Raw genomic sequence first — 19,670 nt, 5'->3', positions numbered from 1 at the left:
TTTGTAAAAATTTGGCTTATCTTTATATCATCTCATTCAAACAGCATTAACATAACTTATGCCTTTTTTGGATGTAGAAATTTTCTAGGAATTGTCTTTTTGAATTCTATGGTATTTTGTTTAACATTGAAACAAGAGGCCAGTGTCACGCACTGGCATGACACCCATTTGTTCCTATAGTTGTCTTTTCTCGTCTACCTTATTTTGCCACTCTGCTGAACAGATACATAAAGAAAGTGGAAAATTGGACATTCTCAACTCGGCTCCTGCAGATTAAAAATTAAGTTGAATAAAAATTGGATTTGACGCAGTTTTTTCCCATAGTTTAAGAAATTAAAAGTTTAACGATTAGAATTATAATTACAAACCACAATAAAAAATAGACTTTTCCATTTGATTTATTTTTAATTTGGATGTTTTCTAATTTTTTATCAGCTATTAGGTTCAATTTTTCTATAAGGCTAAATATCCCTTGGATTGTTTTTACAGGATAAGAACTTCTAATTTTTTCCCTATACCCTATTTTACTTTCATGTTGACTGCTTATCCACGCTTCAACTACTTTCCACATATTGATTTCTGGGTAGATCTTTCTACATGTCCCTTCCAGTAAAATCATAGTTTTCTGCAGCAATAACAATTGTGTTTGAACTTTCATATCAAAATCACCAGTTATTTTTAATAGCTGAGCAAGTAAACTAGCAAATGAAATCTTCTGTATAGGCTGCCCAATAATGGGTTCACCTATTGCCCTGCAAGCTGTGACAAAATTTCTATGCTGTGATGAAACGTAACCAGCTTTAAAGTGCATTTTTGCAACGTGATCATAATCCCGATTTAAAAAGCCTTTGAGTATCTCTATAACGTAATAGCATGTCTCACGATCTATTCTACCCATGATTCCACAATCCAGAGCAATAATATTGTTATTACTATCAACCATTAGATTTCCAGGATGCATATCAGCATGAAAAAAACAATCCCTGTATACCTGATTACAAAACGATTCTATAAGATTGATAGCTATTTGCTTATGATTATTCAGTTTTTCAACTTCGTATATTGGCGTTGCTTCTATCCATTCTAATGTTAAAACCTTTTTTGCAGTTCTATTCCAATCTATTTCAGGTACATAAAAACCTCTGTCATTTTTTGTGTTTTCCTTTAGTTCCGAAGAGTGAGCAGCTTCAAAACGTAGATCTAACTCTAATCGGCAAATTTCAGCAAAAGTTTTAACTAATTCAATTGGCCTCAGCCTTTTTGATTGTTCGCTAAATTTTTCTGCAATTTCTGCAAGCCAAGAAAGCATTTTTATATCTCTTGAGAATGTTTTCTCAATATTTGGCCTTAAAACCTTCACAGCAACTTCCTTACCCTCAGTTGTAACCGCTCTATGCACCTGAGAAATCGATGCTGCTGCAATTGGCTTTTCAGAAAAGCTTGAAAAAATGTCGCTCAATTTACAATTAAACTCACTTTCTATAGTTTTAACTGCTATTTTATGTGAAAATGATGGCAATCTATCACATATCAATAACAAGTTATTTGTTATATCTTCATTTAAAACATCAGTACGTGATGAGATAGACTGCCCAAACTTAATGAACACCGGACCTAATTTTTCAAGAGCACACTTTAGCTTGTGGCCTTGTATTTTATTTATTGATTTTTTTGATGGTGGAAGTAAATAAGGTAATATATTGTAACGCGTCAGCACCGTAGTTATGTGCAGAAGACGCAGAATATTTTGAATCATTTCGCTGCGTAACTGCTAAATATTTCATTTAGGGTTCTATTTTTCATAATCTCATCAGGCTTGCCTTGGCAATAGATAGTATTATTTATACAAATTATGTAATCTGAGGATGGTAGAGCAGAGTTAAGATCATGAGAAGTCATAAGAATCGATACCAATCGTTTTTTTGCTATTTTATTTATAATATCATAAAATTTAGCCCGCGCGTTAATATCCATTGCACTAACTGGTTCATCTAGAATGATCAAGTCAGGCTCTGCAATTAAACAACGTGCAAGTAGCAATAATTGTGTTTGCCCTGCAGAAATTTCTAACACTTGATTCTTCAAAATGTTACCGATACCAACCAACTCTATCGTTTCTGTAATAATGGATTGATTTTTCTTTAGTCTTTTCAAGGAGCTATTTAAAAGGAAATATTCAACTGTTATTGGCATCAAATTACTAATACTAAAATTTTGCGGCATATAGCCAATTTTTATGTTGTCAGCAAATACGATATTACCGGTACAGCTTTTATTTATGCCAGCAATTGCTTTCACTAAAGAGGTTTTACCTCCACCATTTGGACCAAGTATTGTAATTATGTCTCCTCTTTCCATGAACATATTGATATTGTCAAGGATTCTTTTACCATCATATGCGAGAGCAAGATTTTCTATTTTTAGAACACGATTATTGACATTATTCAATTTATTGACAAAATTTAACTTCTTCTCAACGTTTATATGAGACATTTACTGACTTTTTTTCTATTACTTTCATTTACACTATACTATAATATCGCCTTTTCATCCAATTTAAAAGTTGTAGCTACAATCAAACCTATCCACTCACTTGTAGCTTCTATTACAGAAGGGATTTTAGAACCGGAATTGCTTGGCTATGCAACATCTGCGCATAATTATATATTAAAGCCATCTGATGCGAGTAATTTAGAATCAAGTGACGTTATATTTTATGTTGACGATAACTTAGAGACGTTTGTTCAAACTTTCGCCAAAAATAATAAAGAACTAGTGCAATTGTCAAAGGCAATCAACCTACTTCCTACTCGGCCACATTCATTTTCTAGAAAAATTACTCACATTAAAGATGAAAAAGATTTACACATTTGGCTGAGTCCCGAAAATGCAAAGAGCATGATACTTTCTGTAAGTGCAACATTGTCTAACATAGATAAAGAAAATTCCCATCGATACAACTCTAATGCAACAAAAGCTATAAAAAAAATAGACCAAGAAGTAAAAGAAATTATGAAAGAACTGAATGATTTTAAAAATCAAAAATATATCGTCACTCACGATGCTTATCAATATTTTGAAAAATATTTTGGTTTAAATCACCCAAGTGCCATTCTTTCCATAGAAGAGGATTCTTACATAGGTATGAGGAGTTTAATGAAGCTAAAAAAGATAATGAAGGAAGAAAACGTTAAATGTATATTTGCTCATTCACAGGAAGACAGCATAAAGCCTAATGCTCTTTCTAATGACGCAAAAATGGTAGTTCTTGATCCTATTGGATCAGACATAGAGCCTGGAAAAGATGCATATCTAGCTATAATCAATAACATTGCACAAAATTTTAAGTCTTGTTTTGTTGAGTAATAAGTTCCCTTTTAGCTTACTGTTTTATTGTTCTGCATTTATTTGTCCTTTACATATTATGCAGGTTTAGAATTATGCTTTATTCTTACGTTTATGTCTTGGCCCAATACAATCAATAAGTTAAGCAAGTATTCTAAGGAGAACCCTTCGATTTTTGACCTATTGATTTGAGATAATTTAGGTTGATCAATCTTTAGAGCGTTTGCTGCTTTTTTCTGTGTTGTGTACTTCTTACTTATTAATTGTGCAATGACCTTTATTAATTTCAGTTTTGTATCTTTCACATCCCCCAACTCTACTATTATAGGATAACTTAATTGTAAATTTTGCATAATAATAAAATCCCTTATAAAAAAATTACTTTAGTTTTTCTTCTTTAAATAATACATGCCTTCTGACTACTGGGTCATACTTCCTAAACTCCAGTTTTTTGGTAAGCTTTTTTGGATTACGCTTTTTTACATAAAAATAACCTGTTGATTTTTCTTCACCAGTTTTTGTTGTCTTGATTGCAGTGCTAACTAACTTAACGAGCAAAGAAGCATTTTTTTTCGCCATACTTATAATGATATAATAAATTCTATGCGAGTTTATTACGCAAAACACTAAAAGTCAACCGAATAATGCAGATCGTAAAATTCTTGACAATCAACAGTGCATTAAGTAGCATGAAGTTAACTTCAGAATGAAAAGCAAACGGTAAATAAGTGGTAAATAGTGGTAAAAGGTTATTATTGATAGAAAATTCCACCTGTTCTAATGAGGTAAGAGTTGCCTTGTCAGTTAATAATAAGGTTGTAGAATTTGAACAAGAATTCAAGGAAAAAAAACAATTAAGAGGTAATATATACGTTGCTTATATAAAGCGTATAGAGCCTTCTTTGCAAGCCGTATTTATCGAATATGGAAAAAATAAGCAAGGTTTTTTGTCTTTTTCCGAGATATCTCTAGATTACTTCAATATTCCAGAAAAAGAAAAGGAAACTATCTTTGAGAGCTACTCAAATGACGATTATACAGAAAAAGGGAACGATACCATAGCAAATGTCTCTTCAGATTCTGCAGCTAGTAAGAATGTCAACGAGTCAGGTAGTGGTTTTGTAAGAGAGGTACCTTTATATAAAAAATACAAATTACAAGATGTTATTTCAGTAAATCAAAAAGTATTGGTTCAGCTAACTAAAGAGGAACGAGGCAATAAAGGAGCTTCATTTACAACATACATAACTTTAGTGGGTAGATACTGTGTTTTCATGCCAAATTCCATGAGTAAAGGTGGAGTGTCTCGCAGAATTGAAGATGCTAATGTCAGAAAGCAGTTAAAGGAGATACTGAGTTCAATAAACTTGCCAAAAAGGTCAGGTTTAATAGTAAGAACTGTTGGTTCAGGAAAAAATAAGAAAGAAATTGAGCAGGATTACAATTACTTATCCTCATTATGGCAGAGCATTCAAAAAAATGCCTTCTCTGTAAACGTTCCATCATTAATTTACAATGAAGCAGATGTAATTATGAGATCTGTTCGTGATTTTTGTAGCGATGGTATAGAAGTTATAGTGTCTGGAAAGGAAGCTTTTGAGGCAGTTAGGCAATATGCTAACAATGCACTAAAAGGTAGTAAGTTGCGCTATAGATTGTATAGAGGTTATGCTCCGATCTTTACTTACTACGGAATCGAAGATCAAATTTCTGAGTTATATAGCAATAGAGTAGAATTGCCATCTGGTGGGTCTTTGATAATAACTTTAACTGAGGCGTTTGTTTCAATAGACGTAAATTCAGGAAAGATGACAGGAGAAGATAGCATAGAAGAAACAGCTTATAGAACCAACATGGAAGCAGTACCTGAAATATCAAGACAGGTGAATCTTAGGGGCCTATCAGGATTAATAGTAGTCGATTTTATTGATATGTTGAAATATCAGTATTGCAGAGCTGTTGAGTCTGCTATAAAGCAAGCGTTTAAAGATGATAAAGCTAAAGTTCAATTTAGCTACATAAATGACTTTGGTTTAATGGTATTTTCAAGACAAAGAATTAAACCAAACATACAAGAAATTAATACTACAGAGTGTTTACACTGCAAAGGTACTGGAAGAGTAAAATCAAACGAAGTAATTGTTTCATCAATACTAAGGGATTTACAACATATTGCTAACAAGAATCGAAATAAGTCTTTTGATTTAGTAGCACACAGTGCAGTTATAGCGCACATTTTTAATAACAAACGCAATACAGTTTCTACAATCGAAAAAGAGTTTAATATTACATTGAACGTTAGTATTGATAACAGTTTAGATGTAAATACATTTGTTTTAAAACAAGGAGATGATGTTAATTTAAACGGTTATAAGCCATTACAGAACTCTGGATACCAAGTTGGGGATAGCAGCAATGAAGAAGCTGATAATTCAAATAAACTACGAGGCAATTTTTGGCTGACTAAGTGGCTTTCGCGCCTTTTAAGTTCTAATAACTAATTAGAAACCTAAATTGGGCTTGTAATTAATGAGCCCTATACTTATATATTCTTATATCAGATAATATTTACAATGGGGTACTCATTATGGGAAGAGCAATAGGCATAGATCTCGGAACAACAAATTCTTGTGTTGCAATAATGCAGGGCAAGGATACAAAGGTAATAGAAAATAAAGAAGGGGCAAGAACTACTCCATCTATAGTTGCATTGACTTCTTCAGGAGAAAGGTTGATTGGTGCTCCAGCAAAAAGGCAAGCAACCACCAATGCAAGTAATACCTTTTTTGCTACTAAGAGATTAATAGGCCGTCAATATAGTGATCCTGAGATGAAAAATCTAAGTGTACCATACAAAGTATTTGCAGCAAAAAGTGGTGATGCATGGGTTAAAACAACTGATAATAAAGAATATTCTCCTAGTCAAATTGGTGCATTTATACTACAAAACATGAAAGAGGCAGCAGAAGCTTATCTTGGAGAGGAAGTAAAAGATGCTGTGATAACAGTGCCAGCATACTTCAACGACTCTCAACGTCAAGCAACAAAAGATGCAGGAAAAATTGCCGGATTAAATGTACTCAGAATAGTAAATGAACCGACTGCTGCAGCACTTGCTTATGGTCTTGATAAGAAACATGGGCACACAATAGTAGTATATGACCTTGGTGGTGGTACATTTGACGTTTCAATACTTGAAATAGGTGATGGAGTTTTCGAAGTGAAAGCAACAAACGGTGATACCCATCTTGGAGGTGAAGACTTTGATAATGGAGTAGTGAGTTATTTACTAGATGAATTCAAGAAAAGTAATGGCATTGATTTGAAAAATGATCCAATGGCTATGCAAAGAATCAAAGAAGCTGCTGAAAAAGCGAAAATTGAATTATCAAGTGCAATGGAAACGGAAATAAATCTACCGTTTATTACAGCTGATGCAAGTGGTCCAAAACACTTAAATATGAAATTAACGAGAGCAAAACTTGAAAGCTTAGTGAATGATTTAATCGAAAGAACTATGGCTCCTTGTAAAAAAGCTCTTGAGGATGCTGGTTTATCTGCTAGTCAAATTGGCGAAGTGGTTCTTGTTGGTGGCATGACTCGTATGCCAAAAGTCATAGAGAAAGTTAAAGAATTCTTTGGCAAAGATCCACATAGAGGAGTTAACCCTGATGAAGTTGTAGCAATTGGAGCTGCAATACAGGCGGGGATCATTCAAGGTGATGTAAGAGATGTGTTACTACTTGATGTGACCCCACTTTCTCTTGGTATTGAAACTCTAGGAGGAGTATTCACTCCACTTATTGAGCGTAATACTACAATTCCTACTAAAAAATCTCAGGTGTTTTCAACTGCAGAAGATAACCAAACAGCTGTTACAATTAAGGTGCATCAGGGTGAAAGAAAACTGGCAGTTGATAATAAGCTACTCGGTCAGTTTAGTTTGGAAGGGATACCTCCTGCTCCGCGCGGAAGGCCACAAATTGAAGTGACATTTGATATAGATGCAAATGGAATAGCACACGTTTCTGCAAAAGATAAAGCTACTGGAAAAGAGCAAAAAATACGCATTCAATCTTCAGGTGGTTTATCTGATGATGAAATAAATCGCATGGTAAAAGAAGCTGAAGAAAAAGCGCAAGAAGATGAAAAGCGCAAAAAGTTTATTGAAGTGAAGAATCAAGCGGATAGCTTAGTCCATTCTACAGAAAAGTCTCTGACAGAGTATGGTGATAAAGTTTCACCAGAAGATAGATCTGCTATTGAAAATGCAGTTAACGAATTAAAAGAAGTTAGTAAATCTGATAACATTGATGACGCTGATTCAATACAGCAGAAAGTCACTAATCTTTCTCAATTATCTATGAAACTTGGAGAAGCTATGTATCAAGCATCTCAACAAAATAGTGCTGAAAATGGCTTTTCATCAGAAGGAAATCCAAATGATAAAGAGGAAAAAGTAGTAGATTCTGATTATCAAGACATAGATAATAAAGAAGAGAATAAGTAATTGCGATTGTCATCCAAGTAGCTGATACTGGGATGACAAGAGGAGCATATTGTTGCTTAAAGAAACCATTATGGATATTATTAAAACGATAGAAGAAAAGATACACGATTCGATAGATGTAATTGATATCAACATTATCGATGAATCAGCAAAGCATGCTGATCATTATTTTGCTTCATCTTCAACACTACCTTCACATATCAAGCTAATATTGATATCTGACAGCTTTATCGGAATGAACACTCTCAAAAGGCATAAATTGATCTATGAATTATTAAAGAGTGAGATAGAGCTAATACATGCAATTTCTCTTCACTTGTATACGCAAAACGAGTACAATTTAAAAAATAAATAATAAAAATGTGAAGGAAGAGTCTTTATTAGTTAAAGCAGGAAGAAAATTTAAGGACTATAAAGGTTCTATGAACCCGCCAGTTTATCATTCTTCTACCATATTATTCCCTACTTACAAGGACTACTTAAATGCAGCAAATGGAGAAAGTATATACGATGTAATCAACGATGATGTTGCAAGAGATTACAGCTATAGTAATGTTGGTACTCCCACTGTTCATTATTTTTCAAATGCACTGGCTGAAATTGAAGGGAGTGGACAAGCGCTTATTTTTCCTTCCGGACTATTTGCACTTACTTTTGCTATTTTGACTTTCACTAAAGCAGGTTCTCATGTTTTAATTCAGGATAACAGTTATTACCGACTCAAGAGATTTGCCGAAAATGAGTTACCAAACAGGGGAATAGAAGTAACTTTTTATGATCCAACACAGGATATAACTGATTTAATTCAGAGTAATACTTCATTGATAATGATCGAGACTCCTGGTTCTGTAACGTTTGAGATTTCGAATATAGAGCATATAGTAAAAGTTGCTAAAGAACGTGGAATCGTAACCGTTTGCGACAATTCATGGGCCACTCCTTTGTTATTTAAGCCGCTTGATTATGGAATTGATGTTGCACTATATGCGGTAACAAAGTATCTAGCCGGTCACTCAGATTTATTGATGGGGACTATGATTGCTGAAGGTGAAATTTTTAAATTGCTTTATGAGAGCTATAAAAATTATGGAGTAACCATTCAATCGCACGACTGTTATCTTGCACATAGGGGACTAAGAACACTGCACACACGTATGAAAAAGTACCAAAATACAGCAATGGAAGTGGCAAAGTGGCTAGAAGCACAGCAAAAAGTTAGAAAGGTTTTATATCCAGCACTTCCCTCCCATCCTCAACACGAATTATGGAAAAGTTACTTTAAAGGAGCAAGCGGCGTATTCAGTATAGTATTGGGTAGAGAATATTCATGTGAAGAACTAAGCTGCATGGTTGATCACATGAAAATTTTTGGTATCGGTGCTTCTTGGGGAGGGTGCGACAGTTTGATATTACCAATAGATCGTAGATCTATGTCAAGATCTGTAATGAATTCAGATTATGGTGGAAGTTTTATACGGATATTTTGTGGACTGGAAGATCCTGAAGATTTAATCTTTGACCTTAATGACGCACTAAAAAGGTTACCATGTTTAGACTTTCAAAACGATGAAGTAGGACATGAAACTGAGAGAATTACTGCATAACATTATTGATGTTAACTTTGATATTGAAATCAAAGGCGTCACATGTAATCCCAAGAAAATCAAGGAAGGTTATCTTTTTGTTTGTGTGTCAGAAAGGGATAGGATTTACATAGATCAGATATTATCTTGTGGAGCTAAAGCGATAATTGCAAGTGATTGCATAACAGAAGCTTTAAGCCTTGGTATCATTCCAACGCGTGATGCTGGAATCTGTATCTTCCACCCAAACCCTCAAGAAATATACAGCGAAATAGTCAGCAGGTTTTATCAATTCAAACAGCCAAAATATGTTGCTGCTGTAACAGGCACAAATGGCAAGACTTCAGTAGTAGAATTTTGCCGCCAGATCTGGCAAAACTCTGGCTATAATGCTGCGTCTATTGGAACACTTGGAACATGCATCAATAATGGCAGAAAAGGTAATAGCAACAGCCTTACCACTCCAGGTGCAGAAGACCTTTACGCAACATTGCGTGGTATAAGTGTAGAACACTTAGTGTTGGAATCATCAAGTCATGGGATTGATCAATACAGAATCCATGGATTAAAGTTGAGTGCTGCAGCTTTTACTAATTTCTCGCAAGATCATTTAGATTACCATAAAAGTCTTGGTGGATATTTAGAAACTAAAAAAAGGTTATTTTACGAAGTATTACCAGAAGGAAAAACAGCGATTTTAAATGCGGATATAGATGAATACGGCGCATTGCTTAAAATAGCTGAAAAACGCAGTAATAAAGTTGTGACTTATGGAAAAAAAGGCTCTGATATTACTTTATTAGAGCAAACATCAACCCCTAATGGTCAACATCTTACAGTAAAAATTGATAACCAAATTTACAATACATTTTTCCCAGTTTTAGGAAAATTTCAAGCATATAATCTGCTATGTGCAATTGGTATATCTGGATTAAATTACAGAGAAATATGCGTAGAAAAACTCGTTTCTCCACCAGGAAGAATGGAAAAAGTGAAACCTTTTGCATTCGTGGATTACGCTCATACTCCAAGTGCGCTTAAACAAGCCCTATTGTCTTTAAAATGGCATATCAACAAAAAAATAATTCTAGTTTTTGGATGCGGTGGAAATCGCGATCAGACGAAACGTTCAGAAATGGGCAAAATAGCACAAATGTATGCAGATAAAGTAATAATTACAGATGATAATTCGCGTGATGAAGATCCGGCAAAAATTCGCCACGATATTTTGCTACATTGCCCTGATGCACTGGAGATAGGAGGTAGGAGAGAAGCTATAGAGAAAGGCGTAGATATTGCCTATAACGAGGGTATGATTCTGCTAGTTGCAGGAAAGGGAAATGAGAAATTTCAAATTATAGGCAACCAAACTTTTGAATTTAGCGATGTTGAGGTTATTAAAAATCATGCCTTAACATACTGATTTTCGCAATGGGCTTACCTCCGCTAATGTGCGAATATTGAAGCAAAAGTGATGTCATCCCAGTGCTTGACACTGGGATGACACCCTCCTTGGCAAACAATGTTCGTACAGCTATGTGCGTGACGCTGGCGCTGGAATCTAGAAAAAAATAGATCCAAGTAGTCAAGCTACTTGGATGATACTGACTGCTAATTTTTTATGCAAGAGGTCCAATCATTCACCGTTCTTGCAAGTGATAGCACTCTCACTTCTTTTGCACCGGAGTTTAAAATTTCCTGAGAGCAAGATCTTACAGTTGCTCCGGTTGTTACCACATCATCAACTAATATCACGATTTTATTTTCGATAATTTTCTTGTTGCTTGTTTTAAAAGCCTTCTTTAAATTTTTTTCACGCTGTTTAAGTGAAAGACCAGCTTGAGGCGCAGTATGGCGAAGGCGTTTTATTGCAAATGGCGTATAGGATAAATTGGATAACTTAGTCAACTCTTTTGCAAGCAGTGCTGCTTGATTATATTTACGTTTAAACAAGCGCATTTTATGTAACGGTATAGGAATTATGATCTCTGCGTTCTGAAATGTATCCTGATTAGCTTGGTGTATCCACTTTGCATAGATTTTTACGTAATTCAAATTATCAAAAAATTTGAAATTTATAATCATGTTTCTACTATGTTGATCATAAGCAAAAACTGATCTTAATACTTTAAACGGTGGAGGATTGATGATGCACTTACCACACGTATAAATATTGTCTGAGATTACTACGCCACAAACATTGCAGTAATGCTTAGTTAGAAAATTGATTTTTTTGTTGCATTCACTACACAGATTAAGATTTTCATCAATGATACATTCGCAACTTACGCATACGCTTGGAAATATGAGATTTGTAGCTTTTTTTAGTAAGAGAAGGTTCACAACTCATTAAATATATTATAAAATAATTTATATAGTATAGCTAAAGTAACTTAAGCTTACACTCTTTCACTTTTTATTCCATTTCAATATAGTTCATGCTGCTGAAAAGCAGAACTTATAACTCAGTTTGTGGTATACCATTGACTGAAGTAGTCTTTGAATTATCCTTAGATAAAAATTGATGTTTTTCTGGCTTCTGTACTTCACTCAACTTACTTTGCACTTTGTCACAAGCCCACACAAGTGGCGTTATGATTGACGCGGCAGCCCAAATGATAGCAGCGCAAGCATAACTTACAATCTTGTTAAATACTCTAGCTACTGCATTAGCACAATCTTGCCCCATTTCTAAAAATATGTTTGAATAATTAACGAATGATTTTGTATCCGTTTTAAAACAATAGTCCCCTGTTATTTTTGACAATAACTTGACTGGAAAGTATGACAAACATGCCACTATCAAAAGTAAAGGTTGCAATATTATGTTGGCTGCTAAAACAGCACCCAGTGTACACAATGAATACACTCTCTCTGCTCTGTGGCCCACGTATTCATATTTATCATTGTTTTTATAATACTTGTTATAATCGTCTTTACTCTCAACTCCACAAATTACATCTTTCACAGATCCTAGCACATTATCAACGTAATGTACGGACTTATAGAAACTATTTTCTGGAACTAGTGTGTTATCTTCTGCTTTCTTAGCAGGTACAACTCCATATTCAACGTACCTTCTAAAGTATCGATATACTGACATTCTTATCTCCAAATCATAAATATGCAACCTAGCCTAATATAATTAAGAAATAGTTTATAATAAATACGTTTTAAGATACCTGCCTGTAACACTTTCTGGAATTTTTACCACTTCTTCTGGAGTTCCAGTAGCAATCACTTCTCCGCCTTTTATTCCGCCCTCTGGTCCGATGTCTATTATATAATCTGCAGTTTTTATAACGTGCAAATTGTGCTCGATAACTATAACAGTGTTTCCCAGATCGACTAATCTATGGAGTATTTTTAGTAAGTTATTTATATCTTCAAAGTGTAATCCAGTTGTTGGTTCATCAAGAATATACAATGTTCTTCCGGTAAATCGTTTTGATAGCTCTTTAGATAGCTTTATTCGTTGTGCTTCCCCCCCAGACAACGTTGTTGACGACTGTCCGAGTTTTATATAGCCAAGTCCCACTTCCTGCAAAGAAACCAACTTTTCTTTTACCATTGGAAGGTTTTCAAAAAAAACACAAGCTTGATCTATCGTCATATCAAGCACATCAGAGATTGATTTTTCTTTATAAGTAACTTCCAATGTTTCCCGATTATACCTTCGCCCTTTACATTGCTCACACTTCACATAAACGTCCGGTAGAAAATGCATCTCTATCTTTAAGTGCCCATCACCTTTACAAGCCTCACACCTTCCCCCTCTGGTATTAAATGAAAACCGGCCTATATTATATCCCCTTGCTTTTGACTCTGGAAGACCAGCAAACCAATTCCTTATATGAGTGAACATACCAACATATGTTGCTGGATTTGACGCTGGAGTTCTACCAATTGGCGACTGATCAACTTCTATAATTTTATCTACGTATTCAAGACCTTCTATCTTATCGCATTGGCCATACCTTGCAGACGAATGATGTATCTTATGTGCTGAATATTTATATAACGTTTCTATGATTAAACTTGATTTTCCTCCTCCTGATATTCCAGTAACACAAATAAGATTCCCTATAGGAAATTTAACGTTTACATTTTTTAAGTTATTTTCACATGCATTTATTACTTTTATGAACTGAGTTGCTTGCTTTCTTCTCCTTGGAATTAAAATTTTTTTCTCTCCACTCAAATATTGCCCTGTTATGCTCCCTGAATTTCTTTGCACCTGGTCTGGTGTTCCTTCTGCAACAACTTTTCCACCATTTACGCCAGCTCCAGGACCAATATCAATCGCATAATCAGCAGCCATTATTGTATCTTCATCATGCTCAACAACGATTACAGTGTTACCCATGTCTCTTAAGTTTTTTAGTGTGGCAATTAACCGATCATTATCACATTGATGAAGGCCTATCGAGGGTTCATCAAGCACGTACAGCACTCCTGTTAAACCAGAGCCAATTTGTGAAGCAAGTCTGATCCTCTGACTCTCACCGCCAGAGAGAGTGCTAGATTCTCGATCAAGCGTTAGGTAATTCAACCCTACATTCTTTAAAAATGCTAGCCTCTTGATTATTTCATTTAATATTTTACTTGAGATTTGCTTCTGTTGTTCTGTGAGCTTGTCTGGCAAATTTTCAAACCATTTAAGGGATTCATCGATGCTGAGCCCTGATATTTCACCTATATGTTTGCTATCAATTTTTACTGTAAGCGCTTCTTTTCTCAATCTATAGCCAGTGCATTCTCTGCAGTGAGTAACAGAGCAATATCGCTCAACAAGCGTTTCATCATAATCCATCTGGTTTTCTAAGATACTGACCAAACCTTGAAATTTACCGAAGCCAAAGAGTATCATATCTTTTACTTCTTGATCTATGTTCTTCCACGGAACATCAAGGCTAAATTTACAATTTTCAGCCAGTGATAGAATTGCACTTTTTAAAAATCCATAACTTGTGTGCACTTGACGGAACATTGATCCCACTGGCTTTAAAGCGCCTTCAGATATTGAAAGAGTTTCATCTGGCACTATCAGCTTTACATCAACAGCCAGCTTTTTACCAAGCCCATTACACGAACCACATGCACCGTAAGGGCTGTTAAAAGAAAATAATCTTGGTTCTATTTCCTCAAGAGTGAAACCAGACTCGGGGCATGCAAAATTCTCTGAAAAAATCAGAATTTGACCATTTTTATACTCGGAATTATGGTTGTCAGGTAGGTTTACTATTTCTACATACATTAGACCATTACCAAGTTTTAGTGCGGATTCTATACTACTTGGCAGTCGATTTCCTATATCGTCCAATATTGATATTCTATCTGCAACCACAAAAACGTCGTGTTTCTTGTTCTTATCGAGTTTAGGCAAGTCATCTACATTGTACACTTCACCATCTATTTTGAACCTTACGTAACCTTGTCTTTTAATTTCCAATATCTCTTTGAGATGTTCTCCTTTTCTACCACGCACAACAGGGGCAAGTATATATATTTTAGTTTCTAAAGGTAACGCAATTATAGTATCTACAATTTGAGACACCGTTTGTTTTGTTATTGGTAATCCAGTTGCAGGTGAATAAGGAACTCCTATTCGTGCATACACTAAGCGCAAGTAATCGTAAATTTCGGTAACAGTTCCAACGGTTGACCTTGGATTTTTTGAGATAGATTTTTGGTTGATAGATATTGCAGGAGAAAGGCCTGTAATCGACTCAACATCTGGTTTATCCTGAATGTTGAGAAATTGACGTGCGTAAGCTGATAGGCTTTCGACGTACCGGCGTTGGCCTTCCGCATAAATTGTATCAAAAGCAAGGCTAGACTTGCCAGAACCACTAAGCCCAGTTATAACAACCAGCTTATTTTTCGGTATATTGACGTCTACACCTTGCAGATTATGTTCCCTTGCGCCCTTAACTCTGATAAAATCGTCCATATTATACCATATAGCGTATTAACCATTATAGCCTCAAAATACGTGAATTTATAGTGATATATTGATTTTCTATTGATTTTTTCAACTGTTACGGAAAATTAAGCAGCGTTTGATAAATCGTCATTCCGCTACTTGTTAGCGGCTGAGATACCGCGACGGTATGACGGTTAAGTAGGCCAGTGCCCCTATGATGTCATCCCAGTGTCAAGCACATAGCTGTACGAACGTTGTAGTTTAGGAGCAATTCCCACCAGTGGGCCAGTGCCCAGACACTGGTTCTATGCAACTTAATTAAAAACGTTTGTTTTAGCGTAAGACAACTACCTTTAGCTCATCAGCTCAGTTATAAGCAAAATTTCTGGATTCCAGACTGGAATGACACCATTTGCTGTGCAATTTACCTTCAAAAATGAATGTTCGTACAGCTATGTGTCAAGCACTGGGATGACACCATTCTTTTTTCTGGATTCCAGTGTCTGGGCACTGGAATGACACCCCCCTGATAGGCTCAAATCATAGTGTTTGTACAGTTGTGGGTTTAGGCTACCTATAAATTCTAAACTGTTGTTACGTATTAGGACCACCAAATACACCCCCAGGACCCAAAGTCAGTTTAGCTATATCAGAAAACAGGTTATGTGGAAATCTTAAAATACTTCTTGTTCGCCAAGCAAAATAAATACATTCCTACAAACAAGCAGATGCTCAATACTGACACATAAGAAAACTTAAAAATTAAATCTCTAATGTATATTGATAAGCATTTACCTGCAGAAAATTTGTATAGTAATCCAACACATACAACGGCACTATCAACCACTGATGCTATAATTAAAGTAATGAAATTTGCCATATGAAAATTCAACTTGGACTTCAATTTTTCAAAAATAATTATGCTTGAGAGAAGAGATACTAAAATTGCAGTATATGAAATCAATATCATCAAATTAAAACTTTGCCATTTAAAAACACAACATAGCGCTGTACACACTATTAAGTTGTACGTAGCTTTGCTTCTGCCATAAAATTCAACCATTGAATTTACAACTAAAGCAGCTCCCACAAATAAGGCAGCACATATCATCAATTTATTTGAAGTGTTGAGTAAAGAAAGACTGATAAACAGGAGTATCGATAAAATAGACATAATTACCTACCCAAAATTAATAACATACATTCATTCTAAATAAACATTACATATAGTAAAAGAGTTATTTAGCATAATAAGAAAAATATTTTATATTAGCATGCCACATCTTTCAGATCTACTTTTAAAACATCCTTTATGTTTAGCACCTTTTTCTCTGTTACTTTGCCAATACATGAATAAACTGCACCTTCAAACAATTCTTCAAACCTCTTCTGATTTTGTGGTGCAATAGTAACCAAAATTCTACTTTGCGATTCAGAAAACATTATTATCTTGTTTATTATGTCTGTATTTTGTATTTTTCCTATTGGCACTAGTGAAAGATCGATTTCAGCACCAAGGTCTCCTGCAATTAGCGATTTTGCCAGAGCAATAACTAATCCGCCTAAGTTTGGTGCAATTGCAGAGGCAATTATGCCATCTTTTATTGCCTGGTTGTAACGCTCATACAACTTCCTAGCGCTCTTTGCATCAACTTTTGGTACGTTGTTATTACCTATTCCACTATATAACTGATATTCAGATCTACCAAGTTCATCAAGTGTTTCTCCAAGCACGTATATTAAGTCCCCCGGCATTTTTACATCAAGCGATACTGCATTTTCAATATTTTCTATAATTCCAATTGCTGAGATGAGTAATGAAGGTGGTGCAGAGATTATCACTTTCTCGCCATTTTCATCATATCCCTTGAAGTCATTGAACATACTGTCTTTTCCGGATATGAATGGTGTTTTAAATGCAGTTGCGAAGTCGTAACAAGCCTCTGCAGCTTTCTTTAGTTGCCATAGCCTTTCTGGATTATAAGCATCACACCAGCAAAAATTATCGAGCAACGCTAGATGATTTATATTTCCTCCTGCGGCTACATAGTTGCGTATCGCGGTGTCAATTGCACATGCTGCCATGTGGTAGGTGTCAATTTCTCCATAACTTGAGCCAAATCCTTGCGATTTTACAACACCTTTATTTGAAGAAAGAACAGGCCTTGAGACAATAGCTTCGCTGCACATTCTTCCCTTGCCTTGCAGTGGTTTTAACACTGACGATCCTTGAACCTCATGATCATATTGCACCACTATGAACTCTTTACTGCAAATGTTTGGTCTGCTTAACATTTCTTTTAATTCAATTTCTAAAGAAGGCGAACTTGTTGTCATTCCAGCGCGTGGCGCTGGAAGCCCCTTAGACCACGGCTTTGTCTGTAAATGCATTTTAGGATTACCATCATGCAGAAATTCAGTTCCGATATCCATTATTACTGTCCCTTTAGGACATTTAACAACGGCTTTACCACTCTCATTAAACTCTCCAATCACACAAACCTCCACATCATGTTTTTTCATGATTTGCTTGAACATAGGGAGATTTTCTTCTGGCACTGCTAAGGTCATTCTCTCTTGTGATTCTGATATCCATATTTCCCACGGAGCCATACCATCGTTTTTAAGGAGAACCTTGCTCAAATCAACTTCAAATCCGTCTTTTCCCATTTCACCAATAGACGACGACAGCCCACCGGCTCCATTGTCCGTTATTGCATTATAAAGACCAAGATCTCTTGCTTTTATGACGGCATTGGATAGTTTTTTTTGTGTTATGGGGTCACCAATTTGCACAATTGTTGAAGGGCTGTTTCCCGACAAAGCCTCTGAGGAAAACGTTGCGCCGTGAATTCCGTCCCTTCCAACTCTTCCACCAATAATTACGATTTTATCGCCATTTTTTGGTCCTTTAATGTGTGAAGGTGCGTTATTTATGTTGCGCGGAATAATTCCGACACTGCCAACAAAAACTAACGGCTTGCCACAAAATCTATCGTCAAAATATACCGATCCAAGTTGCGTTGGAATACCAGAGCAATTACCAGCAACATTAACACCGTGGATCACTTCTTTCATTATATATTTTGGCGGTAAGATCTCATCAGTGCGCTCTTTGTCCCTATAAAACTTGCCTTTTGCTTCTTTGGCAAAGCAAAAGTAATAGGTATTCATTATAGGCTCCGCGCCTTTCCCGAAACCCACTATATCGCGATTAACTCCAAGCACTCCAGTCATTGCTCCACCAAACGGATCAAGCGCCGAAGGGCTATTGTGAGTTTCAACTTTATCTACAATTAAGTAATCGTCATCAAAAATTATTCCTCCGGCGTTGTCGGAAAAAACTGACACGCATATGTCAGAATTTATCTCACGCGTTGCACGCTTAATATAATGCTCATATAGGCCGTCTTTTATTTCATCAATGGGAGAGGAGAAAATGTTATGCTTGCAATGTTCAGACCAAGTCTGTGCCAGAGACTCAAGTTCAATATCATATGGATTTCTACCGAGTTTTTTAAAGTAATCCTTTATAGCTCTCATTGCTGCCAGCGAGAGCCCTAAAGTGCCGTTACCATCGATTCCATCTCTGCTGATTTTCTCAAGTTCTTGGTCAATTACATTTAAGTTAACAGATTTGGCTTTGCCATTAATGGTGTCATTTGAGTAGCTGACACTGGAATCTACATCTTTTTTCTGGATCCCAGTGTCTGGGCACTGGGATGACAAGTAAGAGAGCGCTGAAGAGTTTGCTTTGTATTTACCATAATATTTCCAGCTATAGTTATTATTTTCTTTACAGATAAGTGTGCAATACTCAGTGATAGGGTTGAATTCTTGTTTTATATCATCTTCAGTTGCTTGACTTAGAATCAATTTTGAACTTCTTGCTTTTATACAAACATTTTCATCAATGTAGTCCTTGTTTATTAAATATTCTCTAACAATTTGTTTCGCTGTGTTGCCTACATTGTCAGTCATGCCAGGTAAAAAGCTTATCTCCAAGCCCCACTTTGCTTGTGGTTCTATGAAGTTATATTGAACTTCTTCAAGGTTTTCATTGTAGGAATAATAACGGCAGTCTTGTATGACTTTATTATAAAATAGCCCACAAATTTCTTCATGTAATTTTGATGGTAATTCTTTGCTTATGTAAATCAAGTAAACATTAACTACCCTTCTGCGGCCAACTTGTTCACATTTATTTAAAACTTCTATTCTGATGTTTGCCATGTAATATTGTGAAAGACTTTAATATATCATAGCATAAGAAACTGCGAGCACATTTATATTTTAAATAATTTCT

14 protein-coding genes are annotated in these 19,670 nt (G+C 35.5%); 6 read left to right on the top strand and 8 right to left on the bottom strand.

All coding sequences use genetic code 11. From position 1 onward, the window contains the following. Positions 1-325 precede the first annotated feature (325 nt). Entirely contained in the window at positions 326-1,756 is a 1,431-nt protein-coding gene (gene ubiB, locus EA652_RS04490) for a 2-polyprenylphenol 6-hydroxylase (RefSeq protein WP_012673305.1), read from the bottom strand. Next, on the bottom strand, positions 1,753-2,493 hold the full coding sequence (locus EA652_RS04485; RefSeq protein ID WP_012673304.1) for a metal ABC transporter ATP-binding protein: 741 nt from the start codon (positions 2,491-2,493) through the stop codon (positions 1,753-1,755). The genes ubiB and EA652_RS04485 overlap by 4 nt, the downstream gene beginning before the upstream one ends. Between EA652_RS04485 and EA652_RS04480 the strand changes: the two genes are divergently transcribed. Beyond that, entirely contained in the window at positions 2,485-3,366 is an 882-nt protein-coding gene (locus EA652_RS04480) for a zinc ABC transporter substrate-binding protein (RefSeq protein WP_012673303.1), read from the top strand. The genes EA652_RS04485 and EA652_RS04480 overlap by 9 nt on opposite strands. A 56-nt stretch (positions 3,367-3,422) precedes the next feature. Here EA652_RS04480 and EA652_RS04475 read toward each other — a convergent pair whose 3' ends face one another. Beyond that, a complete protein-coding gene (locus tag EA652_RS04475) occupies positions 3,423-3,698 on the bottom strand; it encodes a helix-turn-helix domain-containing protein (RefSeq protein WP_121721674.1) in 276 nt (91 codons plus the stop codon). A 25-nt stretch (positions 3,699-3,723) separates the two neighbouring features. Further along, complete coding sequence (gene rpmG, locus EA652_RS04470; RefSeq protein ID WP_015589280.1) at positions 3,724-3,924, bottom strand: 50S ribosomal protein L33; 201 nt, start codon at positions 3,922-3,924, stop codon at positions 3,724-3,726. Between the two features lie 149 nt (positions 3,925-4,073). On the opposite strand from rpmG, the gene EA652_RS04465 reads away from it, so the two are divergent. The 5 genes from EA652_RS04465 (at position 4,074) to EA652_RS04445 (ending at position 10,861) form a co-directional block, all read left to right on the top strand. After that, positions 4,074-5,846, top strand: coding sequence for an Rne/Rng family ribonuclease (locus EA652_RS04465; protein WP_012673301.1), 1,773 nt, complete (start codon positions 4,074-4,076; stop codon positions 5,844-5,846). Between the two features lie 86 nt (positions 5,847-5,932). Further along, positions 5,933-7,855 carry a molecular chaperone DnaK gene (gene dnaK / locus EA652_RS04460; protein WP_012673300.1) on the top strand — a complete coding sequence of 641 codons (1,923 nt, stop codon included), beginning with the start codon at positions 5,933-5,935 and terminating at the stop codon, positions 7,853-7,855. A gap of 70 nt (positions 7,856-7,925) precedes the next feature. Then, positions 7,926-8,210, top strand: coding sequence for a BolA family protein (locus tag EA652_RS04455; RefSeq protein ID WP_007549117.1), 285 nt, complete (start codon positions 7,926-7,928; stop codon positions 8,208-8,210). Between the two features lie 7 nt (positions 8,211-8,217). Beyond that, the gene (gene metC, locus EA652_RS04450; RefSeq protein WP_012673299.1) at positions 8,218-9,459 is read left to right on the top strand and encodes a cystathionine beta-lyase; all 1,242 of its coding nucleotides are present in this window, start codon (positions 8,218-8,220) and stop codon (positions 9,457-9,459) included. Further along, on the top strand, positions 9,434-10,861 hold the full coding sequence (locus EA652_RS04445; RefSeq protein ID WP_012673298.1) for a Mur ligase family protein: 1,428 nt from the start codon (positions 9,434-9,436) through the stop codon (positions 10,859-10,861). Before metC ends, EA652_RS04445 begins: the two co-directional genes overlap by 26 nt. A gap of 188 nt (positions 10,862-11,049) precedes the next feature. Here the strand turns inward: EA652_RS04445 and EA652_RS04440 are convergent, their stop codons facing one another. From EA652_RS04440 to EA652_RS04420, 4 genes are all read right to left on the bottom strand, one after another. After that, positions 11,050-11,781, bottom strand: coding sequence for a ComF family protein (locus EA652_RS04440; RefSeq protein WP_006280671.1), 732 nt, complete (start codon positions 11,779-11,781; stop codon positions 11,050-11,052). Positions 11,782-11,896: 115 nt separating this feature from the next. Beyond that, positions 11,897-12,541 carry a hypothetical protein gene (locus EA652_RS04435; RefSeq protein ID WP_007549694.1) on the bottom strand — a complete coding sequence of 215 codons (645 nt, stop codon included), beginning with the start codon at positions 12,539-12,541 and terminating at the stop codon, positions 11,897-11,899. 54 nt (positions 12,542-12,595) lie between these two features. Beyond that, positions 12,596-15,391, bottom strand: a complete 2,796-nt coding sequence (gene uvrA / locus EA652_RS04430; protein ID WP_012673297.1) for an excinuclease ABC subunit UvrA — start codon at positions 15,389-15,391, stop codon at positions 12,596-12,598. A 1,242-nt stretch (positions 15,392-16,633) separates the two neighbouring features. Continuing rightward, positions 16,634-19,597: a phosphoribosylformylglycinamidine synthase subunit PurL gene (locus EA652_RS04420; protein ID WP_012673296.1), complete on the bottom strand. Its 2,964-nt coding sequence runs from the start codon at positions 19,595-19,597 to the stop codon at positions 16,634-16,636. Positions 19,598-19,670: the final 73 nt, after the last annotated feature.

Origin of the sequence: Wolbachia endosymbiont of Drosophila ananassae (genome assembly GCF_008033215.1) — a bacterium.
GTDB classification, from domain to species: domain Bacteria; phylum Pseudomonadota; class Alphaproteobacteria; order Rickettsiales; family Anaplasmataceae; genus Wolbachia; species Wolbachia pipientis.
The sequence above is the reverse complement of the archived record's forward strand: the minus strand, read 5'-3'. Positions and strand labels throughout refer to the sequence as shown.